Annotated in this window: 21 protein-coding genes; 13 read left to right on the top strand and 8 right to left on the bottom strand. The window is 71.9% G+C overall.

Going from position 1 to position 24,407, the window contains the following annotated elements:
* Nucleotides 1-41: 41 nt before the first annotated feature.
* The gene (locus OG598_RS09265; RefSeq protein WP_328654024.1) at nt 42-1,835 is read right to left on the bottom strand and encodes an ABC transporter ATP-binding protein; all 1,794 of its coding nucleotides are present in this window, start codon (nt 1,833-1,835) and stop codon (nt 42-44) included.
* A gap of 82 nt (nt 1,836-1,917) precedes the next feature.
* On the opposite strand from OG598_RS09265, the gene OG598_RS09260 reads away from it, so the two are divergent.
* Nucleotides 1,918-2,349, top strand: coding sequence for a MarR family winged helix-turn-helix transcriptional regulator (locus tag OG598_RS09260; RefSeq protein ID WP_328654023.1), 432 nt, complete (start codon nt 1,918-1,920; stop codon nt 2,347-2,349).
* A gap of 98 nt (nt 2,350-2,447) precedes the next feature.
* The gene (locus OG598_RS09255; RefSeq protein ID WP_328654022.1) at nt 2,448-4,232 is read left to right on the top strand and encodes an N-acetylglutaminylglutamine amidotransferase; all 1,785 of its coding nucleotides are present in this window, start codon (nt 2,448-2,450) and stop codon (nt 4,230-4,232) included.
* Between the two features lie 61 nt (nt 4,233-4,293).
* Here the strand turns inward: OG598_RS09255 and OG598_RS09250 are convergent, their stop codons facing one another.
* The 4 genes from OG598_RS09250 to OG598_RS09235 all read right to left on the bottom strand — a co-directional run bounded on the left by OG598_RS09250 (nt 4,294) and on the right by OG598_RS09235 (nt 7,798).
* Nucleotides 4,294-4,845, bottom strand: a complete 552-nt coding sequence (locus OG598_RS09250) for a GNAT family N-acetyltransferase (RefSeq protein WP_328654021.1) — start codon at nt 4,843-4,845, stop codon at nt 4,294-4,296.
* 184 nt (nt 4,846-5,029) lie between these two features.
* Nucleotides 5,030-6,163, bottom strand: a complete 1,134-nt coding sequence (locus OG598_RS09245; RefSeq protein ID WP_328654020.1) for a carboxylate-amine ligase — start codon at nt 6,161-6,163, stop codon at nt 5,030-5,032.
* Nucleotides 6,164-6,230: 67 nt separating this feature from the next.
* Entirely contained in the window at nt 6,231-7,439 is a 1,209-nt protein-coding gene (locus OG598_RS09240; protein ID WP_328654019.1) for an RNA polymerase sigma factor, read from the bottom strand.
* A gap of 2 nt (nt 7,440-7,441) precedes the next feature.
* On the bottom strand, nt 7,442-7,798 hold the full coding sequence (locus OG598_RS09235) for a YciI family protein (RefSeq protein ID WP_328654018.1): 357 nt from the start codon (nt 7,796-7,798) through the stop codon (nt 7,442-7,444).
* A gap of 191 nt (nt 7,799-7,989) precedes the next feature.
* On the opposite strand from OG598_RS09235, the gene OG598_RS09230 reads away from it, so the two are divergent.
* Nucleotides 7,990-9,294 (top strand): flavin monoamine oxidase family protein, encoded by a 1,305-nt coding sequence (locus OG598_RS09230; protein WP_328655300.1) that lies wholly within the window; start codon nt 7,990-7,992, stop codon nt 9,292-9,294.
* Nucleotides 9,295-9,403: 109 nt separating this feature from the next.
* Here the strand turns inward: OG598_RS09230 and OG598_RS09225 are convergent, their stop codons facing one another.
* Together OG598_RS09225 and OG598_RS09220 are read right to left on the bottom strand one after the other, a co-directional pair.
* Entirely contained in the window at nt 9,404-12,040 is a 2,637-nt protein-coding gene (locus OG598_RS09225; protein ID WP_328654017.1) for a discoidin domain-containing protein, read from the bottom strand.
* Nucleotides 12,041-12,269: 229 nt separating this feature from the next.
* Entirely contained in the window at nt 12,270-13,469 is a 1,200-nt protein-coding gene (locus tag OG598_RS09220) for an ROK family transcriptional regulator (RefSeq protein ID WP_328654016.1), read from the bottom strand.
* 235 nt (nt 13,470-13,704) lie between these two features.
* On the opposite strand from OG598_RS09220, the gene OG598_RS09215 reads away from it, so the two are divergent.
* The 5 genes from OG598_RS09215 (at nt 13,705) to OG598_RS09195 (ending at nt 19,082) form a co-directional block, all read left to right on the top strand.
* Nucleotides 13,705-15,003 (top strand): ABC transporter substrate-binding protein, encoded by a 1,299-nt coding sequence (locus tag OG598_RS09215; RefSeq protein WP_328654015.1) that lies wholly within the window; start codon nt 13,705-13,707, stop codon nt 15,001-15,003.
* A gap of 70 nt (nt 15,004-15,073) precedes the next feature.
* Nucleotides 15,074-16,066, top strand: a complete 993-nt coding sequence (locus tag OG598_RS09210) for a carbohydrate ABC transporter permease (RefSeq protein WP_266302358.1) — start codon at nt 15,074-15,076, stop codon at nt 16,064-16,066.
* Nucleotides 16,059-16,898 (top strand): carbohydrate ABC transporter permease, encoded by an 840-nt coding sequence (locus tag OG598_RS09205; protein WP_091398610.1) that lies wholly within the window; start codon nt 16,059-16,061, stop codon nt 16,896-16,898. Before OG598_RS09210 ends, OG598_RS09205 begins: the two co-directional genes overlap by 8 nt.
* Before the next feature lie 29 nt (nt 16,899-16,927).
* Nucleotides 16,928-18,304, top strand: coding sequence for a GH1 family beta-glucosidase (locus tag OG598_RS09200; protein WP_328654014.1), 1,377 nt, complete (start codon nt 16,928-16,930; stop codon nt 18,302-18,304).
* Between the two features lie 109 nt (nt 18,305-18,413).
* A complete protein-coding gene (locus OG598_RS09195; RefSeq protein ID WP_328654013.1) occupies nt 18,414-19,082 on the top strand; it encodes a TMEM175 family protein in 669 nt (222 codons plus the stop codon).
* On the opposite strand, the gene OG598_RS09190 is transcribed toward OG598_RS09195, so the two are convergent.
* Nucleotides 19,042-19,650, bottom strand: a complete 609-nt coding sequence (locus tag OG598_RS09190) for a nucleotidyltransferase family protein (protein WP_328654012.1) — start codon at nt 19,648-19,650, stop codon at nt 19,042-19,044. The genes OG598_RS09195 and OG598_RS09190 overlap by 41 nt on opposite strands.
* A gap of 126 nt (nt 19,651-19,776) precedes the next feature.
* Here OG598_RS09190 and OG598_RS09185 point away from each other — a divergent pair, with 126 nt between their 5' ends.
* Genes OG598_RS09185 through OG598_RS09165 form a run of 5 tightly spaced genes read left to right on the top strand, consistent with a single transcriptional unit; the run spans nt 19,777 to nt 24,376 of the window.
* On the top strand, nt 19,777-20,274 hold the full coding sequence (locus tag OG598_RS09185; RefSeq protein ID WP_181518587.1) for a 2Fe-2S iron-sulfur cluster-binding protein: 498 nt from the start codon (nt 19,777-19,779) through the stop codon (nt 20,272-20,274).
* A complete protein-coding gene (locus tag OG598_RS09180; protein WP_328654011.1) occupies nt 20,271-21,254 on the top strand; it encodes an FAD binding domain-containing protein in 984 nt (327 codons plus the stop codon). The genes OG598_RS09185 and OG598_RS09180 overlap by 4 nt, the downstream gene beginning before the upstream one ends.
* Nucleotides 21,251-23,341, top strand: a complete 2,091-nt coding sequence (locus tag OG598_RS09175; protein ID WP_328654010.1) for a xanthine dehydrogenase family protein molybdopterin-binding subunit — start codon at nt 21,251-21,253, stop codon at nt 23,339-23,341. Before OG598_RS09180 ends, OG598_RS09175 begins: the two co-directional genes overlap by 4 nt.
* A 28-nt stretch (nt 23,342-23,369) precedes the next feature.
* Nucleotides 23,370-23,735 (top strand): ArsR/SmtB family transcription factor, encoded by a 366-nt coding sequence (locus tag OG598_RS09170; RefSeq protein ID WP_328654009.1) that lies wholly within the window; start codon nt 23,370-23,372, stop codon nt 23,733-23,735.
* The gene (locus tag OG598_RS09165) at nt 23,735-24,376 is read left to right on the top strand and encodes an SRPBCC family protein (protein WP_328654008.1); all 642 of its coding nucleotides are present in this window, start codon (nt 23,735-23,737) and stop codon (nt 24,374-24,376) included. Before OG598_RS09170 ends, OG598_RS09165 begins: the two co-directional genes overlap by 1 nt.
* Nucleotides 24,377-24,407: the final 31 nt, after the last annotated feature.

The following is a 24,407-nucleotide window of genomic DNA, read 5'->3' as shown; positions in this document are numbered from 1 at the left end:
GACAATTCCGAGACTGTTTCGAGACGGTTGTGATCCGGTGTTCAGGCGGCCAGCGTGGCGTAGCGGCCGTTGCGGCCCAGCAGGCTGTCGTGGGTGCCGGCCTCGACGATCCGACCGTGGTCGAGCACCGCGATCTGGTCGGCGTCGCGGACCGTGGAGAGCCGGTGCGCGATGGTGATCGTGGTGCGCCCCTGGGCGAGTACGTCGAAGGCCCGCTGCACGGCGCGTTCGGTCTCGGTGTCCAGTGCGCTGGTGGCCTCGTCGAGGACCAGGATGCGCGGGTCGCGCAGCAGCGTCCGGGCGATCGCGAGGCGCTGCTTCTCGCCGCCGGAGAACCGGTGTCCGCGTGAGCCGACCATGGTGTCGTACCCGTCGGGCAGCCCGGCGATGAGGTCGTGGATCTGGGCGGCGCGGGTGGCGTCCTCGATCTCGACGTCGGTGGCGTCCGGCCGGGCGTAGCGCAGGTTCTCCCGGACGGTGGTGTGCAGCAGGTACGTCTCCTGGCTGACCACGCCGACGATCGCGGCCAGGTCGGCCAGGCGCAGGTCGCGCAGGTCGACGCCGTCGACGGTGATCCGGCCGGCGGTCGGGTCGTGCAGGCGACTGACCAGGCCGGCGAGGGTGCTCTTGCCGGAGCCGGTCTCGCCGACCAGGGCGAGGCTGGTGCCGGCGGGCACGTCGAGCGTGATCCCGGCGAGGGCGGCGGTGTCGCTGCCCGGGTAGCCGAAGGTGACGTCCTCCAGGCGCAGGTGGCCGCGCACCTGGGCGGGGTCGAGGCGGACCGGCTCGGCGGGGTCGGCCACGTCGACCGGCAGGTCGAGGTATTCGAAGATCCGGGCGAAGAGCGCCAGCGACGCGGTGAGCGAGACACCCACGTTGAGCAGGCCCATCAACGGTCGGAACAGGCCGCCCTGCAGGGCCGTGAAGGCGACCAGGGTGCCGATGCTCAGCGTGCCGGCGGTGCCGGGCAGCCCGGCGGCGAGGTAGATGACCGCCGGTACGGCGGCGAAGATGATGCTCATCGAGGCCATCCGCCAGCGGCCGGCCAGTTCGCTGCGCAGCTCCAGGTCGACCAGTCGGGCCGAGGAGGCGGTGAACCGGTCGATCAGCGCGGGGCCGGTGCCGAGGGTCTTGGCCAGCTGTACGCCGCTGATCGAGAGCCCCTCCTCCACAGTGACGTTGAGGTCGGCGAGTTCGCGTTGCCGTTGAGCGGTGATCTCGCGGCGCATCCGGGCGACCCGACGGGTCAGCCAGATGGCCGGCGGCAGCACCACGAGCGAGACCAGGGAGAGCTGCCAGGAGAGCGCGACCATGGCGACGGTGGTGGCGACCACTGTGGTGAGGTTGGCGGCGACGGCGGTGGCGGTGGAGGTGACCACCGACTGCATGCCGCCGATGTCGTTGGTGATCCGGGACTGCACCTCGCCGGTGCGGGTGCGGGTGAAGAAGCCGAGCGACTGGCGCTGGAGGTGGCTGAAGACGTCGGTGCGCAGCCGGTGCATGACCCGCTGGCCGACCTGGGTGGAGATCCAGGTCTGTACGACGCCGAGGGCGGAGGTCACCGCCGCGACGGCGACCATGCCGAGGACCAGCCAGACCAGCAGCGTCACGTCGCCCTGCGGCAGGGCCCGGTCGATCACGGCGCGCAGCAGGAACGGGGTGGCCATCGCGACGATCGAGGAGACGACGATGATCGCGGTGACGGCGGCCAGCGCGGGCCGGTGGGGGGTGAACAGGCGGCCGATGCGGCGCAGCGACACCTGACGGGCCTGCGTCTTCTCTTCGGCGCTGACGGTGCGGTGGCCGCGGTCGCGGCCCTTCGGGGTGGGTTCCAAGGGGGCACTGCCTTTCGTCGACAATATTGCTGAGGTTACCTCATCATGAGGGAGCAACCACATATCCTGCTACCGTATTCCGGTGACCGAGCACACCGTCGAGAGCGCCGACGACGAGAGCCTGGCGGAGACGTTCTGGGCCGTGGCGTCCCGTCTGCGCCGGCAGAGCCGCGACTCACTGGCGCCCTGGGACGTCACCCCCAGCCAGTCCCGGGCCCTCGGCGTGCTGGCCCGGCACGGCGAGGTACGCCCCGGCACCCTCGCCGAGCACCTGCGCATCGCGCCCCGCTCGGCGACCGAGGTCGTCGACGACCTCCAGACCCGAGGGCTGGTCGAACGCCGACCCGACCCGGCCGACCGTCGGGCGACCCTGGTCGCGCTCACCGAGGAGGGCGAGCGGGTCAGCACCGCCATCCGGGCCGCGCGCCGGGCCGAGGCCGACCGCTTTTTCGGCCACCTCAACGACACCGACCGCGCCGAGCTGGCCCGCATCCTGCGCACCCTGCGCGGCTGACGGGTTTGCTCCCCACGCCCACGGGTAGCCAGCGGCCCCGTCCGGTCGGCGGGACCGGCCGGCACCGGTCGGGGGCGAGGTGACGGGAGGCCCGGCTGATGTGCGGGATCAGCGGGGAGGCACGCTTCGACGGCCGCACGCCCGACGCGGCGGCGGTCACCCGGATGATCGAGGCCATGCGCTCCCGCGGCCCGGACGACGAGGGCCTGTTCGCCGACGGCTGGGTGACCCTGGGGCACCGCCGGCTGACCATCATCGACCTGTCCGACGCGGGCGGGCAGCCGATGGTCCGCGACGACCTGGGCCTGGCATTGGTCTTCAACGGCTGCATCTACAACTACCCGGAGCTGCGCGAGGAATTACGCCGCGCCGGGTACGCGTTCCACTCCACCAGCGACACCGAGGTGATCCTGGTGGCGTACGCCCACTGGGGTGAACGTTTCGTCGACCACCTGGTCGGCATGTTCGCGATCGGGCTGGTCGACCGGGTGCGGCGGCGGCTGATCCTGGCCCGCGACCGGCTCGGCATCAAACCGCTCTACCTCGCCGAGACACCGGGTCGGCTGCGGTTCGCCTCCACCCTGCCCGCGCTGTTGCGGGCCGGCGACGTCGACACCGGCATCGACCCGGTGGCGCTGCACCACTACCTGTCCTGGCACTCTATCGTGCCCGCGCCGCGGACGGTACTGCGTGGCGTGCGCAAGCTGCCACCGGCCACCCTGCGGGTGATCGAGGCGGACGGGAGCAGCCGCGAGGAGGTCTACTGGCGACCCGACTACGTGCGGGAGCCCGCCGACGCGGGGATGGACGCCGCCGACTGGCGGGCCGCGATCGGCGACGCGCTGCGCGCGGCGGTACGCCGACGGCTGGTCGCCGACGTGCCGGTGGGGGTGCTGCTCTCCGGCGGACTGGACTCCAGCCTCATCGTGGCGCTGCTCGCCGAGGCTGGCCAGCAACACCTGCGGACGTTCAGCATCGGCTTCGACAGCCGCGACGGCGAGTCCGGCGACGAGTTCCACTACTCCGACCTGGTGGCCCGCGCGTACGACACCGACCACCACCGGATCCGACTGGCCGACGACGACCTGGTGCCGGCCGTCCGACGGGCCGTGCTGGCGATGACCGAGCCGATGGGCAGCCACGACGTGGTCGCCTTCCACCTGCTCTCCGAGCAGGTGGCGCAGCACGTGAAGGTGGCCCAGTCGGGGCAGGGCGCCGACGAGGTGTTCGCCGGCTACGGCTACCACCAGCCACTGGTCGAGGCGCCCCGGCACGGCGCCGCCGAGACGTTCGCCGCCGCGTTCTTCGACCGCGGCCACGAGGAGTTGCGCCGCATCGTCGGCCCGGCGTACGCGCTGGAACACGACGCCAGCCGGGACCTGCTCACCGGGCACCTCGCCGCGCCCGGGGCGCAGACCGCGCTGGACGCCGTGCTGCGCCTGGACACCCACCTGATGCTCCCCGACGACCCGGTCAAGCGGGTGGACAGCATGAGCATGGCGTGGGGTCTGGAGGTGCGTACGCCCTTCCTCGACCAGGACCTGGTCACCCTGGCCGCGCTCTGCCCGCCGGAGCACAAGGTCGGTCAGGGCGGCAAGGGCGTGCTCAAGGAGGTCGCCCGGGAGGTGCTGCCCGCCGAGGTGATCGACAGGCCGAAGGGCTACTTCCCGGTACCGGCGCTGCGCAACGTGGACGGCCCGGTGCGCGAGCTGGTGGCCGAGGCGTTGCAGGCGCCGGCCGCGCGCGAGCGAGGGCTGTTCCGTCCGGAGTACGTGGCACACCTGCTCGCCGAGCCGGACCGGGCGGAGAGTGCGGCCGGCAGCAACAAGCTGTGGCAACTCGGCCTGCTGGAGCTGTGGCTACAGACCCACGACATCCGCTGAACCGGGTTTATCTGGACACTTGGAGCACCCTGTGGGCACCTCACAACTGTCGAGTGGCCTGTCAGGCCGGTATGGCGCGAGTGCGGTTGTACTCATCGCGGGTGATCGCATACACGCGGGTCGGGCGGTTGCAGGAGGGGTCGATCGTTTCGCGGTCTAGCCGCATGCCGAGTTTCTGCATGACACGTTCAGATGCGTCGTTGCCGATCTGGTGGATGCTGAGGATCCGATCGAGTTCTCGATCGACGAACGCGAAGTGCAGCGCTGCGTGGGCGGCCTCGGTGGCGAAGCCTTGTCCCCAATACGGTCTGCCCAGCCGCCAACCGATCTCGACCGCGGGCATAACCTCGGGCAGGAAGGTTGGGATCGCCAAGCCGGTAAAACCCGCCAGTTCGCTGGTCTGGCGGACCTCAACCGCGAACAGCCCGAACCCGTGGTCGTCCCAGGCGCTTTCGCAGCCGGCGATTCCCGCCGCCGTGCGTTCTGGATCGGCAGGCGTCCCGCTGCCGATCCAGCGCATGACGTCCGGATCCGCGTTGATCGCCGTCATGGGCATGATGTCGTCATCGCGCCAACGGCGCAGCACGAGTCGTGGAGTTTCGAGTCTCGCCATCGTCCTATCTTTCACGATCCGCACTATCGCCGTCCGCCGCGGGGCGGATCGGGCCTGTTGCCCAGCCCGAGCACCAGCAACCCCCTCCTCACCCGCATGCCACACGACGTGAGGGATTCGCCAGGCAATGGCAGAACCGTCCGAGCGCAAGGTGTCCAGATAAGAGGGTGGGCCGTGCCGGCGCTCAGCCGGCGGCGGTGCGGGCGACCAGGTCGTCGAGGACCACGTGCAGGTCTCCGGCGCGCTCCAGCACCCGTCGCTGCCGGGTGGCGCCGGTGCCGTCGCGACGCAGCCGGGCGAGCTGCGCCACCACGTACCCGAGGTCGCCGTGGCGCAGCAGGGCCGGGGCGATCACCGCCATCAGCTCGTCGACGAGCGCCCAGGCCGGCCGGGTGCCACCGGCACGCAGGTCGATCAGCTCGCCGTCGAGACCGTCGTGGGCGGCCCGCCAGTGCGCCGCGGCGACCAGGCAGTCCCGGACGTCCGGGGCGGTCACCCCGGCGCGTACGTCGTCGGCGAGGGTGGCCACGAGGGACCGGACCAGCGCGGCGACCAGCACCGCGTCGTCCACCTCGGTGCAGACGTCACCGACCCGCACCTCCACCGTCGGGTACGTCGACGACGGCCGGGCGTACCAGTAGACCATCGCCGCGTCGAGCATGATGCCGGCGGCGATCAGCTCGCCGACGGTGCGGTCGTAGTCGGCGACGGAGTCGAAGTACGGCGTCGGACCGATGCTGGGCCACCGTTCCAACTGCATCGAGCGCCAGCTGGCGTGCCCGGTGTCGTACCCGTCGTGCAGCGGCGAGTTGGTGGTGACCGCCTGCACCACCGGCAGCCACACCCGCAGGTGGTTGCAGACCTGCACGGCCAGTTCCCGGTCGGGCAGTCCGACGTGCACGTGGCAGCCGCACACCGCCGGGTCGTGCGCCACCGGCCCGTACCGGCGCGACATCGCGTGGTAGCGCGGTTCGTCGGGGACCGTCCGGTGCGGTTCGGCCACCGGTGTGGCGCCGACCGCCACCAGTCGGGCCCCGGCCGCCGTGGCGGCCTCGGCGGCGGAGCGACGCAGCGACACCAGGTGCGCGCGCAGTTCGGTGAGTTCGGCGCAGACCGGGGTGACCATCTCCACCATGCTGTGCCGGAACTCCTGGCGGCTCTGGTCCCGGACGGGGCCGCGCAGCGCGGCGAGCACCTGGTCGGCGACCGGGAGGTTCCGGCCGGTGCCCGGGTCGAGCAGCAGGTACTCCTCCTCCACGCCGAGCGTGAGGGTGGACAGGTCGGGCGCGGTGTCGACGGCGGTCGGACGGTACGCCATGGCCCCTCCCCATCCCCTGCTGCGGCGGTGCCTCGGGTTCCCTGCCGCCCCAGCGGCAAACGCGCCCTCAGAGCGCCGCAAGGGCCGTCGCGCGTGCGGTGAGAAAGGCCCGTTCGGCCGCGTTGTCCGTCAGGGCGACGGCCGTCCGGTACGCCTCGACGGCCTCCCCGCCCCGGCCGAGGCGAGCCAGCAGGTCGGCGCGGACCACGTGGTAGACGTGGTAGCCGACCAGGTCGAGGCGGTCCACCTCGGTCAGCGCCACCGCCGGTCCGGACAGTTCGGCGAGCGCGACGGCCCGGTTCAGGGCCACCACCGGGCTGGGGGCGACCACCGTCAGCTGGTCGTACAGCTGAAGGATCTGTGCCCAGTCGGTGTCGGCGGCGCGCCCCGCGGCGCTGTGCACGGCGGCGATCGCGGCCTGGATCTGGTACGGGCCGGGCCGGTCGCGGCGCAGGCAGCGGCGCACCAGCGCCTGCCCTTCGGTGATCAGTTGGGCGTCCCACCGGGCCCGGTCCTGGCTCGGCAGCGCCACCAGCTCACCCTCGGCGTTGGTCCGCGCGTCGCGGCGGGACTCGGTGAGCAGCATCAACGCGAGCAGACCGAGCGCCTCCGGCTCGTCCGGCATCAGCTCGACCAGCAGCCGGGTCAGCCGGATCGCCTCGACGCACAGCTCGGCGCGGACCAGTTGTCGCCCGGCGCTGGCCGTGTATCCCTCGTTGAAGATCAGGTAAAGCACCGCGAGAACCGCGTGCAGCCGGTCGGGCAGGTCGGCGTCGCGCGGCACGCGGTACGGGATCCGAGCGTTCCGGATCTTCGACTTGGCACGGACCAGCCGCTGCGCCATGGTCGGCTCCGGCACCAGGAAGGCTCGGGCGATCTCGGCGGTGCTCAGTCCGCCGAGCAGCCGCAGGGTGAGGGCGACCCGGGTGCTCGGGGCGAGCGCCGGATGGCAGCAGGTGAAGATCAGCCGTAGCCGGTCGTCGTGCACCGGTCCCTCCTCGACGGGACTGTCGGCGGCGAACAACAGGGCCGCCTGGGCGTGCCGGTCGACCCGGGACGCGTCGCGGCGCAGCCGGTCGATCGCCCGGTTCCGGGCCGTGGTGATGATCCAGCCGGCCGGGCTGGGCGGCGGACCGGTCGTCGGCCAGCGCGCCACCGCCACGACGAAAGCCTCCTGGACGGCCTCCTCGGCGAGGTCGATGTCGCCGAGGAGGCGAACCAGGACGGCGACCGCGCGGCCGTACTCCGCGCGGAACACCGTCTCCACGTCGGGCACCGTCAGTCGCCGGCCCCGCCCTGGAAGGGGCGCACCTCGATCGGCAGGGTGGTGGCCAGCGCGTAACGGCGACCCCAGTGCAGGGCGGCGTCCAGGTCCGGCACGTCGATGATGGTGATGCCGCCCAGGTACTCCTTGCCCTCCACGAACGGGCCGTCGGTGACCAGGACGTCACCGTCGCGGGCACGCAGCACGGTGGCGGTTTCCGGGCCGTGCAGTCCCTGGCCGAAGACCCACGAGCCGGTGGAGGCCAACTCGGCGCGCAGCTCACCGATCTGGCGCATCACCCCGGCCAGGAACTCCGGGTCCGGGGGCAGCTCACCCTGCGGCTGGTGAATGCTGAGCAGGTAGAGCGTCATCGTTCCTCCTCACGGGGGGGCCGGCCCGTCGCCGACCTCTCATCCTCCACACGATCGGCCGCCGTCCGAATCGACAGGCCGGCGGAAAGTTTCTCGGCGGCCGACCCGGGCCCGGTGTGTGCCGCGACCGGAGCCGGTAGTCATGCCTGCGACGGTTGTGGGTAGACCGCTGTGTGGTCGACGGCTTGCGCGTGGTTGTGGTCGGCGCCGGCTTCTCCGGTCTCGCGGCCGCGTTGGCGCTGAGCCGTGCCGGCGCCCAGGTGCGGGTGCTGGAGGCCCGCGACCGGGTGGGCGGTCGGGTGCTGACCCGCTGGCTGCCCGAGCTCACCCAACTCGACCTGGGGGCGCAGTGGATCGGGCCGACCCAGGACCGGATGTACGCGTTGGTCGCCGAGCACGGGCTGGCCACCTTCGCCTCGGCATCGGTCGGCGCGCCCACGGTGCTCTGGGCCGGTGCGCGCCGGGCCGAGCCACCGGCGCGGGTGGGTCGGGTGCTCGGTCTGCTCGACGAGTACGCCGCACGACTGGACCCGGCCGCACCCTGGGCGACGCCGGAGGCCGCACTGTGGGACCGGACGACCCTCGGCGGGTGGCTCGCCGTCACGGCCGGGGACGACGACACCGCCGACTACCTGGGGCGGGTGCTCGCCGGTGGGCTGCTGGCCACCGGCGCGGACGAGCTGTCAGTGTTGCACCTGCTGTTCTACCTGCGCAGCGCCGGCGGGACCGGGCCGTTGCTGGGGATGGCCGGCGGCGCGCAGCAGGACCGGATCGTGGGCGGGCCGTCGGCGCTGGCCGAACGGATGGCCGCCGCTCTGCCGGCGGGCGCGCTGACGCTGGCCGCGCCGGTGCGGGCCATCGAACAGACGGTCGGCGGCGCGACGGCGTGGACCGACACCGGGCGCGTCGACGGCGACGCCGTGGTGGTCGCGCTGGCCCCGGCACTGGCCGGCCGGATCCGGTACGACCCGCCGCTGCCCCCGTTGCGTGACGGGCTCACCCAGCGCATGCCGATGGGTTCGGCGCTGAAGGTGCACGCCGTCTACCCGGAGCCGTTCTGGCGTGCCGACGGGCGCTCCGGCGTGGCCACCGCCAGCATCGGTCCGCTCACCGAGACGGTCGACAACTCCACCCCGACCTCACCGATCGGGGTGCTGACCGGGTTCAGCTACTCCACGGACGCCGCGACCCTGCGCGGCATGTCCCTCGCGGCGCGTCGGCGATGCCTGCTGGAAGCGTTCGCGAGCGTGGTCGGGCCACGAGCCGAGGAGCCGGTGGATCTCATCGAGTACGACTGGTCGGCCGACGAGTGGACCCGGGGCTGCTTCTCCGGTGCGCTCACCCCGGGCACGTGGCGGACGTACGGCCCGCACCTGCGGACGCCGGTGGGGCGGGTGTACTGGGCGGGCACCGAGACGGCCACCCGCTGGAGTGGTTACCTGGAGGGCGCGGTGCTCGCCGGTGAACGGGCGGCGGCCGAGGTGCTGGCCGGCTGAGCGGCACGACCGCGGCCGGCCCGGTCTCGGCGGGACCGGGCCGGCCACGGCCCTGGGTGCCACCCGGCCGACCCGGTCACAGAGGACCGGGCCGGCGCGGGCGCCCCGGTCAGGGGTAGGTGGTCAGGTACACCTGCTGGTTGGCCGCGTTCGCGGTGCCACCGGCGTTGTTGATCACCCGGTTGATGGTGCCGACGCCTCCGAGCGAGACGGTCACCATGTTCGTGAAGCGCACGTTCGGGTTGGTGGGCACCTCGAAGGCCCGCTCCTCGACCACCGCGGGGTTGACGTTGAAGTAGCTGTAGCTACCCAGCCCGAACGCCTGGTGACTGGTCACCGAGTCGGCGACCTTGTACGCGGCGTAGCCCCGGGTCGACCCGTTCATCCAGGCCGCCTGGTTGGGCGGGTCATAGGGCAGTTCGTTCTGGTAGAAGTACGTCCGCCCGCCGTTGCCGTTCCAGATGGTCTGGTACTTCTGGTAGTGCTCGACGAAGAGGCCGTACATGGTGACGTTGTCGCCGTTGACGGTGAGCCCGGTGTCGGCGGTGTTCAGCGTCCACCCGGTCGGTACGCCGCTGGCGGCGTGGTCGGCCCGCCACAGCCACATGTGGTCGCCGATCACGTTGTCGCTGTTGACAGTCAGCGTGTTGGTGGCCTTGCCGACGTGCGGCCCGCCGATGCGGAAGAACACGTCGTGCAGCGAGGTCGGGTTCGTGGCGTGGCTCGCGGACGAGCCGGACGGGCCGACCTCCATCAGCACCGGCGAGTTCGTCGTACCGGCCTCGAACATGAGGCCGGCCACCTTCACGCCGTCCACATCGGCCACCCGCATGCCCACCGCGCCGTTGTCGGCCTGGATGGTGGCCAGGCCGAGACCGAGGACGACGGTGTCGGCCCGGTTGACCTGGATCGGCTCGGTGACGTGGTGCACGCCCGGGGTGAAGAGCAGGTGCCGCCCCTGGGCGAGGGCCGCGTTGATGGTGGCGGCGCTGGTGCCGGGCTGGACCACGTAGAACTGCGACAGCGAGATGGACGAGCCGGCCGGGGTCTTGTTGTACCAGCTCGTTCCGGTGGAGTTGGTGCGCAGCGCCGGCACGAAGACCCGGTACTCACCGGTGCCGTCGACGTAAAGGAACGGCTTCTCCCGTACCTGCGGGGTCTGCGGGATGACGGTGTGCGACGGGTTGGGGAAGCTCGGCGCGGGAGCGCCGTTGACGCCCTGGAAGACCATGTTCCACACCGAGCCGGTCCAGCCGTTGCCGAACTCGCTGTTGCGCGAGTACCACTGCTGCTGCGAGCCGGAGACGACCAGGCCGTCGACGCGGGTGTCGGCCATCAGGCCACCGCTGGACCAGCCGTCGCCGCCGTTCCAGAGCTGGATCTGGTTCTGCGCGCCGCGCAGGTGCATCCGCCGGTACGGCGCCGCCTGGGACACCGCCCAGCGCTCCACCGTCTGCCCGGCGGGCAGGGTGACCGACAGGTTCTCGGCGGCCCGCCAGAAGTTCTGGGTGGCGTTGCCGCCGAACCAGAACGCCTCGGTACGCACGTGGCCGTTGAGGTTGACGTCGTCGGGGCTCATGCCGAGGCCGGCGACCTGGGTGAAGAAGCCGAGGTTGACGTCGGCCGTGTAGGTGCCGGGCTTGAACAGCACCGCGTAGCGCTGCGGGCCGAACTGGTTGGTCTCCTGCTGGGTGAAGAGGGTGTTCAGTCGACTCTGGATGGTCGACGTCGGCGTGCTCGGGTCGAAGACGAACGTGTTCGGCCCGAGGTTCGGGTTGCGCGGGTCGGTCGTGTCGACCGGGGGCTCGCCGGTCCCGCCGCCGGTGGTGTTCACCGCCAACTCCCAGAGCGAGTAGCCGTAGGCGGTGCCCCGGGCGGTGCCGTACATCCGCAGGTAGCGCCCACTGCCGGTGACGGTGAGCGACTGCGTGCCGCCGGTGGCCGTGGTGGTGGAGTAGATCGTCGTCCAGGTGGTCCCGTCGGCCGAGGTCTGGAGCTGGAAGGCCCGGGCGTACGCGGCCTCCCAGGTGAGCACCACCCGGCAGATGGTGCGGGTGCTGCCGAGGTCGACGCGCAGCCACTGCGGGTCGCTGGCGGCGCTGGCCCAGCGGGTGCCCGTGTTGCCGTCGACCGCCGCGGAGGCCGCGAGGCCGGCGTCCTGGCTGGACGAGGCGGTCGCCGGGCTGCCCTGCGCGACGTTGCTGCTGCCGCAGGTCGGCGTGGTGCCGCCGGTCTCGCCGTACACCTGGAACTCCCAGAGCGAGTAGCCGTAGCCGGTGCCCCGGGCGGTGCCGTTCATCCGTACGTAGCGGCCGGCGCCGGTGACGGTGAGGTTCTGGGTGCCGCCGGTGCCGGTGGTGGTCGAGTAGATCGTCGTCCAGGTGGCACCGTCGTCGGAGGTCTGGAGCTGGAAGGCCCGGCCGTAGGCGCCCTCCCAGAGCAGGTTCACCTGGCTGATGGTGGCCCGGGCGCCCAGGTCGACCTGGAGCCACTGCGGGTCGCTGAACGCGCTGGCCCAGCGGGTGCCGGTGCTGCCGTCGACGGCCGCGGAGGCCGGGGTGCCGGCGTTCTCGCTGGACGAGGCGGTGGCGGTGCGGCCCTGGGACAGCAGGGTGGGTGCTGCCTGCGCGGGCGCGGTGGCGCCGGTCGGGGTGAGCGCCGCGACCAGGGCCACGGTGAGCCCGACCAGCAGGTGCCGGACGACGCGTCGAGGACGCGGGCGTACGGATGTTGCGCGAGATGTCATGACATCGCCTGTCGATAGGGGGCTACGAGGGGGTGCCGCGCGGATGGGATCGGCTCGCCCCGTGGCGCCGTGGGTGGTGCCGCCGATGCGGCGTCGCGGGTCGGAGAGCGCTCTCGTAGGAGTGTTGCGGCGAGATTGCGACGGCGTCAAGACATCGATCTATAACTTCGTTATTTATCCCGAGAATTCTTTTTGGGTAATTTGCCGACGGCTCAGCAGTCGTCCCCGCTCAGCGGCGGACGCCACCCTCGGTGAGGAAGCGCGCGATCGGGAGGGTTGCCGCGCCCAGCGCCACCGCGTCCACCCCGAGGCGGCACAGCTCGATCGACGCCTGCTCGTACGGCTGGCGCAGCGCCTGACGGCCGGCGGCCTCCCGCACGGCCGGCAGCAGGTCGCCGAGGGCCATCGCCGCCCAGCCGCCGAGCACCACGCGCTCCGGGTTGAACAGGTTGATCAGGTTGGCCACCCCGGCGCCGAGGTAGCCGGCGGTGTCCTCCAGCACCCGTCGGGCCGTGGCCGAGGTCTCGGCGGCGGCGACCAGCGCGGCGATCTGGGACTCCTCGTCCTCGCCCGGCACCGGTCGACCCCGGCGCGCCTCCCGGTAGCGGTCGATGATCGCCTCCGCCCCCACGTACGCCTCCAGGCAACCGCGCGCGCCGCATCGGCAGACCCTGCCGCCGTACACCAGGGTGGTGTGCCCCCACTCCCCCGCGCTGCTGGACGCGCCCCGGTAGGTGGCGCCGTTGGTCACCACCGACGCGCCCACCCCGGAGCCGACAAGCGCGAAGACGGCGTGCCGGGCGCCCCGGCCGGCGCCGAACCACATCTCGGCCTGCCCGAGGGTCTTCGCGCCGTTGTCGATGTGCAGCGGCAGGTCGGTCCCGGCGCCGATCAGACGCTCCAGCGGCACCCGGTCCCAGCCGAGGGCCTGGGCGTGCACGACCGCCTCGGCGCCCTGCTCGACCACGCCCGAGACACCGATGCCGACGCCGAGCACGTCGCCGGTGGCCACCCCGGCCTGGCCGGTGACCGCCTCGATGCCGGCCAGCACGTGCCCGGCCACCAGGTCGGGCTCGGTGCGGGCCGGGTCGAGCGGGTACTCGACGCTGGCCAGCAGGGTCATCGCGAAGTCGAACAGCTCCACCCGGACCCGGGTCTCGCCGACGTCCACGCCGATCAGGAAGGCGAAGCGGGGCGCGATCCGCAGCAACATGCTGGGCCGGCCGCCGTCGGACTCGGCCGCGCCGACCTCGGCGACCAGCCCTTCGTCGATCATGTCGGCCACCACGTTGCTGACCGCGGGTTGGCTCAGCCCGGTGCTGCGCACCAGGTCCTGCCGGGTGAGCGGGCCGTCCAGGAAGAGCTTGGTCAGCAGGGCGGACCGGTTGCGCAACCGCACGCTGCGGTTGGTGGCACGCGCCAGCTCCACTCGTCACCTCGTTCCCGTCGGCCGTTCGAGGCGACTGTAACCGCCTCGTGCTTGACGACCCACCAGCCAGCAACTTTAATGACGACATAAATTAAGCCGTGATGTAACTCCCGGGAAACGCCGACGAACCCCGACGGCGCACCCCCGAACCCTGTCCGCAGCCGGCCCCCGTCGCCCGACCCCTATCGGTGACGAAGGCCGGCGGACCCCCACCACGCACCGGAAGGGCTGACCCGTGTCGAGACGACACCTCGGGATATTCACCGCCGCCGTACTGGCGGCCGCCTCGCTGACCGCCTGCGGAGGCTCCGGCGACGACTCCGCCGCATCGCCGAAGACGCTCACCTACTGGGCCAGCAACCAGGGCGCCAGCCTGGAGGCCGACAAGACCATCCTCCAGCCGGAGTTGGACAAGTTCGAGAAGCAGAGCGGGATCAAGGTCACCGTCGAGGTGGTCCCCTGGTCGGATCTGCTCAACCGCCTGCTGGCCGCCGCCGCCTCCGGCAAGGGCCCGGACGTGGTCAACATCGGCAACACCTGGTCGGCGTCGTTGCAGGCCACCGGCGCGCTGGTCGAGTTCGACGACGCCGCCCTGCAGGCCGTCGGCGGCAAGGACCGGATCGTGCCCGCCGCGCTCGCCGCCGCCGGCGCCCCCGGCAAGCCGCCGGCCGCCGTGCCGCTCTACAGCATGGCGTACAGCCTGTACTACAACAAGAAGTCGTTCGCCGACGCCGGCATCACCGCGCCGCCGACCACCTGGGAGCAGCTCGCCGAGTACGGCAAGAAGCTGAGCACCGGCGGCAAGTGGGGCCTGGCGGTCGAGGGTGCCAACCCGTCGGAGAACGCCCACCACGCCTTCACCTTCAGCCAGCAGTACGGCGGCGAGTGGTTCGACTCGGCCGGCAAGCCGACCTTCGACACCCCGCAGAACGTCTCGGCGATCAAGCGGTACGTCGACTTCATGGCCGCCGACAAGATCACCAACCCGAGCAACGCCGAGTACGCGCAGAACCAGTCGGTCTCCGACTTCGCCAACGGCAAGGCCGCCATGCTGCTGTGGCAGTCCGCCGGGTCGAACCTGAAGACGCAGAACATGCCCGCCGACGCGTACGGGGTGGCCCCGGTGCCGTTCCTGGCCAGCCCGCCGGCCGGCGGCAAGAAGGTCAACAGCATGGTCGCCGGGATCAACATGGCGGTCTTCAAGCACACCAAGAACAAGGACGGCGCACTGAGCTTCGTCAAGTTCATGACCAGCGACGAGGAACAGACGATCCTCAACAAGACGTACGGCTCGCTGCCGGCGGTGAAGACCGCGGCCTCCGACCCGGCGTTCAGCGCCACCGAGCAGAAGACCATCCAGGAGACCCTGGTCACGACCGCGGCCCCGCTGCCGCAGGTGCCCGACGAGAGCACCTTCGAGACCCTGGTCGGCACCGCGATGAAGGAGCTGTTCGCCGACGCGGCCAGCGGCAAGCCGGTCACCGAGGCGTCGGTGAAGGCCAAGCTGACCGACGCGCAGCAGAAGATGCGCTGACCCAGGCGTCACCGGTGGCCGTGGTCGGGCGCTGAGCCCGGCCCCGGCCACCGCCTCCGAGAGGACCCCGATGGCAACCAGCACCACCGCGCCGGACGCCGACCGACGCGAACCCCGGGCCGGGTCGCCGGCCCGGCGGCCGGCCCGCCGGCCCCGCGGCCCCCGCCGCTCGCTCCTGCCGTACCTGCTGCTCGCACCGGCCGTCGTGCTGGAACTCGCCATCCACGTGATCCCGATGGTCGTCGGGGTCTGGATGAGCCTGCTGGAGCTGACCCAGTTCCACATCCGTGACTGGTCCACCGCGCCCTTCATCGGGCTGGAGAACTACCGGGCGACGCTCGACCTCAACAGCGCCGCCGGCAAGGAACTGCTGCACTCCTTCTGGATCACCCTGGCCTACAGCCTGCTCTCGGTCGGGTTCGCCTGGCTGCTCGGCATCTCGGCGGCGGTCGTCCTGCAACGACCGTTCCGTGGACGGGCGATCCTGCGGGCGCTGTTCCTCACCCCGTACGCGCTGCCGGTCTACGCCGCCGTGATCACCTGGAGCTTCCTGCTGCAACGCGACACCGGCCTGGTCAACCACGTGCTCGTGGACCAGCTCGGGCTGATGAACGAACGGCCGTTCTGGTTGATCGGCGACAACAGCTTCTGGTCGCTGCTGGTCGTGTCGGTCTGGCGTAACTGGCCGTTCGCGTTCCTGTGCCTGATGGCCGGGTTGCAGAACGTGCCCGGCGAGCTGTACGAGGCCGCCGCCATCGACGGCGCCGGGTTCTGGCGCCGGCTGCGCTCGGTCACCCTGCCGATGCTGCGGCCGGTCAACCTGGTGCTGCTGCTGGTGCTGTTCCTGTGGACGTTCAACGACTTCAACACCCCGTTCGTGCTGTTCGGCGGCTCCGCGCCCGAGCAGGCCGACCTCATCTCCATCCACATCTACCGCAGCTCCTTCAAGACCTGGGACTTCGGCTCCGGGTCGGCGATGTCGGTGGCGCTGCTGCTGTTCCTGCTGGTCGTCTCGGCCGCGTACCTGCTGATCACCAACCGTCGGAGGGACGACCATGCGTGAGACCGCCGGCGAGCGCTGGGGCCGGCGCATAGTGCTGACCCTGCTCACCCTCTTCGTCGTCATCCCGCTCTACGTCATGGTCACCTCGGCGGCGAAGCCGTTGCAGGACGTGCAGAACGGCTTCACCTGGTGGCCCAGCCGGCCCACCCTGCAACCGTTCATCGACATGTGGAGCACAGTGCCGCTGGCCCGGTACCTGGTGAACAGCCTGGTGGTGTCGAGCATCGCGGCGGTCTGCTCGGTGGCGGTGGCAATCTTCGCCGCGTTCGCGGTGAGCCGGTACCGGTTCCGCGGTCGGGGTGTCTTCTCGGTGACGGTGCTGTCCACGCAGATGTTCCCCGGCATCCTGTTCCTGCTGCCGCTGTTCCTCATCTACGTCAACCTGGGCAACGCCACCGGCATCGAGCTGTACGCCAGCCGCACCGGCCTGGTCATCACGTACCTGACCTTCTCGCTGCCGTTCTCGATCTGGATGCTGGTCGGCTACTTCGACTCGATCCCCCGGGGTCTGGACGAGGCGGCGCAGGTCGACGGCGCCGGTCCGCTGCGCACCCTGTTCCAGGTCATCCTGCCGGCCGCCGTGCCCGGCGTCGTCGCGGTCACCGTGTACGCGTTCATGACCGCGTGGGGCGAGGTGCTCTTCGCCTCGGTGATGACCGACGAGGGCAGCCGCACCCTGGCCGTCGGCCTGCAGGGCTACTCCACCCAGTTCAACGTCTACTGGAACCAGATCATGGCCGCCTCGCTGGTGGTCAGCATCCCGGTCGTCGTCGGGTTCCTGGCCCTGCAGCGCTACTTCGTCGCCGGCCTCACCGCCGGCGCTGTCAAGTGAGTCATCCAACCCCAGAGGAGAACCGACCCGTGCCCGACCTGTCCAAGCTGCCACCCGACTTCCTCTGGGGTGTCGCCACGGCGGCGTACCAGATCGAGGGGGCCGTCGACGTCGACGGCCGGGCGCCGTCCATCTGGGACACCTTCTCGGCGACCCCCGGAAAGGTCGACAACGGCGACACCGGCGCGGTGGCGTGCGACCACTACCACCGGTGGCCGGAGGACCTGGCGCTGGCGCGCCGACTCGGCGTGGACGCGTACCGTTTCTCGGTGGCCTGGCCCCGGGTCATGCCCGATGGCGTCGGGCGGGTCAACGCCGCCGGGCTGGACTTCTACGATCGGCTCGTCGACACGTTGCTCACCGACGGGATCCGACCGTTCGTCACGCTCTACCACTGGGATCTGCCGCAGGTCCTTCAGGACCGGGGTGGTTGGCCGGAGCGCGCCACCGCCGAGGCGTTCGCCGACTACGCGGCGGTGGTGGCCGCCCGCCTCGGTGACCGGGTCGCCGACTGGTGCACCGTCAACGAGCCGCTCTGCGTGTGCTGGATCGGGCACCTGGAGGGCAACATGGCTCCCGGCGAGCGGGACCTCACCCGGGCGGTGCACGCCTCGCACCACGTGCTGCTCGGGCACGGCCTGGCCACCCAGGCGATCCGCGCCAACGCCGCCCGGCCGGCCTCGGTGGGTCTGGTGGTCAACCTCAGCCCGATCGAGGCGGCAACCGACCGACCCGAGGACGTCGCGGCGGCCCGCCGGGCGGACGGGCACGTCAACAGGTGGTGGCTGGACCCGATCCACGGGCGCGGCTACCCCGCCGACATGACCGCCACCTACGGGGTCGAACCGCCGGTACGCGGCGACGACCTTGCGGTGATCGCCACGCCGACGGACTTCCTCGGGGTGAACTACTACTTCCGTCAGCTGGTCGTCGACGACCCGACCGGCGCGGCCCCGTACGCCCGGCAGGTGCCGGTGCCCGGCTCGGTGGAGACCGCGATGGGCTGGGAGATGTATCCGGCGGGCCTGGAGCGGCTGCTCGTCGACGTGCACGAGGAGTACCGGCCGGGACGGATCATCGTCACCGAGAGTGGCTCGGCGTGGCCGGACGAGGTCACCCCGGACGGCACCGTGGAGGACAAGGAACGCACCGACCACCTGGAGCAGCACCTGGCCGCCTGCGCGGCGGCGGTGGCCCGAGGGGTTCCCCTGGACGGCTACTTCGTCTGGTCACTGCTGGACAACTTCGAGTGGGCGTACGGCTACGACAAGCGCTTCGGGCTGGTGCACGTCGACTACGCCACCCAGCGCCGGACGATGAAGGCGAGCGGTCTGCGCTACGCCGAGTTGATCCGCGCCCACCAACGGCTCGCCCGCACCACCGGCACCGCGACGCCGGTGGCCTGAACGGGGGCGGCGCGAGCGGCCGTCCGGGGATTCGACCCCGGGCGGCCGTTCCCGTCCCGATCGGACGAAACCGGCACCAACCGCGTTGCTGAGTGGCTAGCCTGCGGCAATGTCCGCAGCACCCGACGAGGTCGAGCAGCCCGACCCCAAGGGGCGACTGTCCGCAACCGACCGGATGACCGCCTTCAGCGACGGTGTCTTCGCCATCGTCATCACACTGCTGGTCATCGAGCTGCGGGTGCCCGAATACCACGAGGGCGACCTGCTCACCGGCCTGCTCGGCGAGGGCGCCTCCTACCTGGCCTTCGTGGTGTCCTTCGTCTACGTCGGGGTGCTCTGGCTCAACCACCACGCGCTGCTGCGGCTGATCCGTGGCACCACGCTCACGCTGAGCTGGATCAACCTCGGTGTGCTCTTCGGCGCGGTGATCATCCCCTTCCCCACAGCGGTGCTGGCGTCCGCGTTCACCCACGGCGACACCGACGACCAACGCGCTGCCGTCGCCCTGTACGCGCTGGCCGCGGCCCTGATGTCGGCCCCCTGGCTGGTGTTCTTCGGCTACCTGCACCGCCACCCGGCGCTGCTGGAGCGCCGGGTCAGCCCCGAGTACGTGCGTACGCAGCGGCTGCGACCGGTCACCGGCCTGGCCCTGTACGGGCTCAGCGGTCTGCTCGGCTGGTTCGTCAGCCCGCTGCTGGGACTGATCGGCGTCATCATCATGATCACCTATCACGCGGTCACCAGCGAGGGGCTGCCCCGCTGGCTGAGCCGCCGCTGAGCGGGCGGAGTCGGAGCAGGTCGGCCGGGGTGTCCACGTCGGCCGGGGACCCGACGTCGTCACAGGGCACCTCGACCACCAGGTCCGGCCGGTCGCGCAGCAGGTCGCGAGCGCCCCGGTCGCCGAGGGCGTAGCCGCTCAGCAGCGGCCAGGTACGTCGAGTCAGCAGGATCGGGTGCCCGGGCCGGCCGGCGTAGGTGGCGACCGCGACGACAGCGCCGTCGGCGTACGCAGTGCGCACCCGGCGCACCGCGATCGGGCTGAGCAGCGGCTGGTCGACGAGGACCACGACGGCGGCCGGCACGGCGGCCGGCAGCGAGGCCAGGCCCCGCAGCAGCGACGAGCCCAGCCCGTCGGACCAGCCGTCGTGCCGGACCGGCACCGCGCCGGGTAGGTCGGGCATCTCGTCGGCGCCCGCGCCGAGCACCACGTGCACGGGTGCGCAGCCGCCGTCGCCGAGCAGCCGGATCGCACGCCGCACCAGCGGCTCGCCGTCCAGCTCGACCAGCGCCTTCGGCCGGCCGTAGCGCCGCCCGGCGCCGGCGGCGAGCAGCAGTCCGGCGGTCACCGTCGTCACCTCCCGTACGAAGGGCTTTGCGTTATTCGCCCTGAGATATACCGACAAAGCTAGTCTGGGCCGGTGCAGGGCGGAGGAGAGAACGCGACGACGATCGACGAACGCCACTCGTCCCGGGTGACGGTCGAGGTCAACGGCGCGTCCCGTGCGGTGACCCTGGACAACCGCACCACACTGCTCGACACGCTGCGCGAGCACCTCGACCTGACCGGGGCGAAGAAGGGCTGCGACCACGGCCAGTGCGGCTCCTGCACCGTGCTGCTCGACGGCCGGCGGGTGAAGAGTTGCCTGGTCTTCGCGGTCACCGTGGACGGCCGGTCGGTGGTGACCGTCGAAGGGCTGGCCGGTCCGGACGAACTGTCCCCGTTGCAGGCCGCCTTCATCGCGCACGACGCGTTCCAGTGCGGCTACTGCACCCCCGGGCAGCTCTGCTCCGCCCGCGGCATGCTCGACGAGGTCTCCCGGGGTTGGCCCAGCGCGGTCACCGACGACCTGAACACGCCCGCCGAGCTGACCGACGCGGAGATCCGCGAGCGGATGGCCGGCAACCTGTGCCGCTGCGCCGCGTACCCGCACATCGTCGCGGCAGTACGCGAGACGGCGGCGTCCTCGTGAAGGCGTTCCGCTACCACCGGCCCGCCGACGTGGCCGACGCGGTCGCCGTGCTGGCGGCCGAACCGCAGGCCGCCTACCTCGGCGGCGGAACCAACCTGGTGGACCTCATGAAGCTCGGGGTGCAACGCCCCGACGTGCTGGTGGACGTGACCCGGCTTCCACTCGACACCGTCGAGGAGCTGCCCGACGGTGGGCTGCGGATCGGCGCGACGGTACGCAACAGCGACCTCGCTGCCCACCCGGTGGTACGCCGCGACTACCCGGTGCTGGCCCGCGCCCTGCTCGCCGCCGCCTCCGGACAGCTACGCAACATGGCCACCACCGGCGGCAACCTGTTGCAGCGCACCCGCTGCGTCTACTTCCAGGACACCGGCAAGGCGTGCAACAAACGAGAGCCGGGCAGCGGTTGCGCCGCTCTGCACGGCCAGAACCGCGACCTGGCGGTGCTGGACTGGTCCGAGCAGTGCGTGGCCACCCACCCGTCCGACCTGGCCGTCGCGCTGGCCGCCCTCGACACGGTGGTCGAGGTGCACGAGGCCGACGGCCCCCGTGACCTCCCGATCGCCGACTTCTACCGCTCCCCCGGCACCCACCCGGAACGGGAGACCACACTGGCCCGGGGCGCGCTGATCACCGCCGTGCGCCTGCCGCCGCTACCGGCCGCGCGCCGCTCGACGTACCTCAAGGTGCGCGACCGGGCCTCGTTCGCCTTCGCCGCCGGCTCGGTGGCCGCGGTGCTGGACCTCGACGGGGACGTGGTCCGCGACGTGCGGCTGGCGTACGGGGCGGTGGCGCACCGGCCGTGGCGGGCGTACCGGGCCGAGGCGGAGCTGCGCGGTCGTCCGTTCAGCCCCGAGTTGGCGGCACGGTCCGCCGACGCGGAGCTGGCCGAGGCGCGCCCGCTACGGCACAACGGCTTCAAGCTGCCACTGACCCGGGCCATCACCGTGCGGGCGCTCACCGAACTGGCGTCGTCGTGAGCACCGGGGCGGTCGGACGGGCGTACCCCAGGCTGGAGGGCCCGGCGAAGGTCACCGGCACGGCCCGGTACGCGGTGGAGTACCCGGTGGACGGGGTCACCTACGGCTGGGCGGTGCCGTCGGCGGTGGTGCGGGGCCGCATCACCCGCATCGACACGACGGAGGCGCTGGCGTCGCCCGGTGTGCTGGCCGTGGTGCACCACGGCAACGCGCCCCGGATGGCGCCCGGCCCGCAGCCGGAGCTGCGGCTGTTGCAGGAGCCGACAGTGCACTACCGGGGGCAGTACGTGGCCGTGGTGGTGGCCACCAGCCTGGAGGCGGCCCGCGAGGGCGCCCGACTGGTCCGCATCGACTACGACACCGGCCCGCACAGCACAGTGCTCACCGACGACCATCCCGGCCTGTACAAGCCGGACCAGGTCAACCCCAGCTATCCGACGGACACCGCCGAGGGCGACTTCGACGCCGGGTACGCGGCCGCCCCGGTGCAGGTGGACGTCACCTACCGCACGCCGGCGTACCACAACAACCCGATGGAACCGCACGCCACCACCGCGCAGTGGCACGACGGGCGGCTCCTGGTGCACGACTCCACCCAGGGCGCGACGCCGGTGCGCGCCACCCTCGCCGAGCTGTTCGAGCTGCCGCAGGAGTCGATCCGCGTCGTCGCCGAACACGTCGGCGGCGGCTTCGGCAGCAAGGGGTACGCCAAGGCGTCGGTGGTGCTGGCCGCCCTCGCCGCCCGGCACGTGGACCGCCCGGTCAAGCTGGCGCTGACCCGCCAGCAACTGTTCGGGCCGGTCGGCTACCGCACCCCCACCATCCAGCGGGTCCGCCTCGCCGCCGACACCGACGGCCGGCTCACCGCCATCTGCCACGACGCGATCAGCCAGACCTCGACCGTCCGGGAGTTCGCCGAGCAGACCGCCGTCTACACCCGCAGCATGTACGCCGCACCGCACCGCCGCACCACACACCGGCTGGTCCGCCTCGACGTTCCCACGCCGTTCTGGATGCGCGCCCCCGGCGAGTGCCCCGGCGCGTACGCCCTGGAGTCCGCTGTGGACGAGCTGGCCATCGCCGTCGGCATCGACCCGGTGGAGCTGCGCGTCCGCAACGACACCGCCGTCGACCCCGACCAGGGACGCCCGTTCACCAGCCGCAACCTGGTGGCCTGCCTGCGCGATGGCGCACAGCGGTTCGGCTGGGCCGGCCGTGATCCGTCGCCCCGGTCCCGACGCGACGGGCGCTGGCTGATCGGGACCGGGATGGCCGGTTCGAGCTACCCGGCCCGGGCCCGGCCGTCCACGGCGACGGCCACCGCTCGGTCCGACGGGAGCTTTCTGGTCCAGATCAACGCCACCGACATCGGCACCGGCGCCCGGACGGCGATCTGGCAGGTGGCCGCCGACGCCCTCGGAGTGCCGCCGGAGCGGGTGGAGATCCGCATCGGGGACAGCGCGTTGCCGACGGCGGCGCTGGCCGGCGGCTCGATGGGGACCGCGAGTTGGAGCTGGGCGGTGATCCGCGCCGCGCAGGCGCTGCGCGAGAAGCTGCGCGACGGCGGGCCGCCGACCGACGAGGTGACCGCCGAGGCGGACACCACCGAGGAGGTGGGCGGGCAGCCCGCGCTGCCCCGGTACGCGTACGGGGCGCAGTTCGTCGAGGTGCGGGTCGACGCGGACACCGGCGAGGTACGGCTGAACCGGATGCTCGGGGTGTTCGCGGCGGGGCGGGTGGTGAACCCGACGACGGCGCGCAGCCAGCTCATCGGCGGCATGACGATGGGGCTGTCGATGGCGCTGCACGAGGAGGGCCTGCTCGACGAGCGGTACGGCGACTGGGTCAACCACGACCTGGCCACCTATCACATCACCGGCTGCGCGGACGTGGAGTCCATCGAGGCGTACTGGTTGGACGAGCGCGACGACGAGCTGAACCCGGCCGGGGTGAAGGGCATCGGCGAGATCGGCATCGTCGGCGCCGCCGCGGCGGTCGCCAACGCGGTGCACCACGCGACCGGCGTACGGATCCGGGAGCTGCCGATCCGGCTGGACAAGCTCATCGGCGTATCAGACTTGGCTTAAATAAGTCGTCAGTGATACAACTGTCGTCGTGCACGCCTTCGACGTGCTGGGCGATCCGGTCCGGCGCCGCATCCTGGAGCTGCTCGCCGGTGGCGAGCAGACCGCCGGCGCGGTCAGCGCGGTCATCCGCGAGGAGTTCGGCATCTCCCAGCCCGCCGTGTCCCAGCACCTCAAGGTGTTGCGCGACAACGGCTTCGCCACAGTGCGGCCGGAGGGCGCCCGACGGCTCTACGCGGTCGACCCACGCCCACTGCGCGAGGTCGACGGCTGGCTGGAGCACTTCCGCCGGTTCTGGGCCCCACCCCTGGCGGCACTCGCCACCGAGCTGGCCCGGGGCCGACGCGAGCGTCGGCTGCGCGGGCCCGCCGACCCACCCGATGAGAGGAACACCTGATGTTCGACGCCACCGAGCAGATCAACGCCGTCCAGCGGACGGTCGGCAGCCGCAACCTGGAAGCCGGTGAGGCGCGGGTCACCACGATCAGCCAGACCTACCAGGCGACGGCCGAGGATCTGTGGGACGCCTGCACCAGCGCCGAGCGCATCCCGCGCTGGTTCCTGCCGATCTCCGGCGACCTGCGGCTGGGCGGCACGTACCAGCTCCAGGGCAACGCCCACGGCACCGTCGAGAGCTGCGAGCCGCCGCACCGCTTCACCGCCACCTGGGAGATGGGCGGCGAGGTGAGCTGGATCGAGGTGCGGGTCACCCCCGTCGGCGACGAGCGGGCCCGCCTCGACCTTGACCACATCGCGCACGTCGACCAGGACCGGTGGGCCCAGTTCGGGCCGGGCGCGGTCGGTGTCGGCTGGGACCTCGGGCTGCTCGGCCTCGCCTCGCACCTGGCCGCCGACGGCAGCGGGATCACCCCGGAACAGGGCGCCGAGTGGACCGCCTCCGCCCAGGGACGACGGGCCATGGAGCTGAGCAGCCAGCTGTGGTGCGAAGCGAGCATCGCCGCCGGCACCGACGCCGACGAGGCGAAGGCCGCCGCCGAACGCACCACCGCCTTCTACACGGGCGACCCGGCAGCCTGAGCGCGCGACGAGGCGGGGGCGCGGCAGGCGA

The sequence above is a fragment of the Micromonospora sp. NBC_00330 genome (genome assembly GCF_036136635.1).
Lineage (GTDB): Bacteria > Actinomycetota > Actinomycetes > Mycobacteriales > Micromonosporaceae > Micromonospora > Micromonospora salmantinae.
Note: the sequence above shows the minus strand (reverse complement) of the source record. Positions and strands in the feature narration are given on the sequence as shown.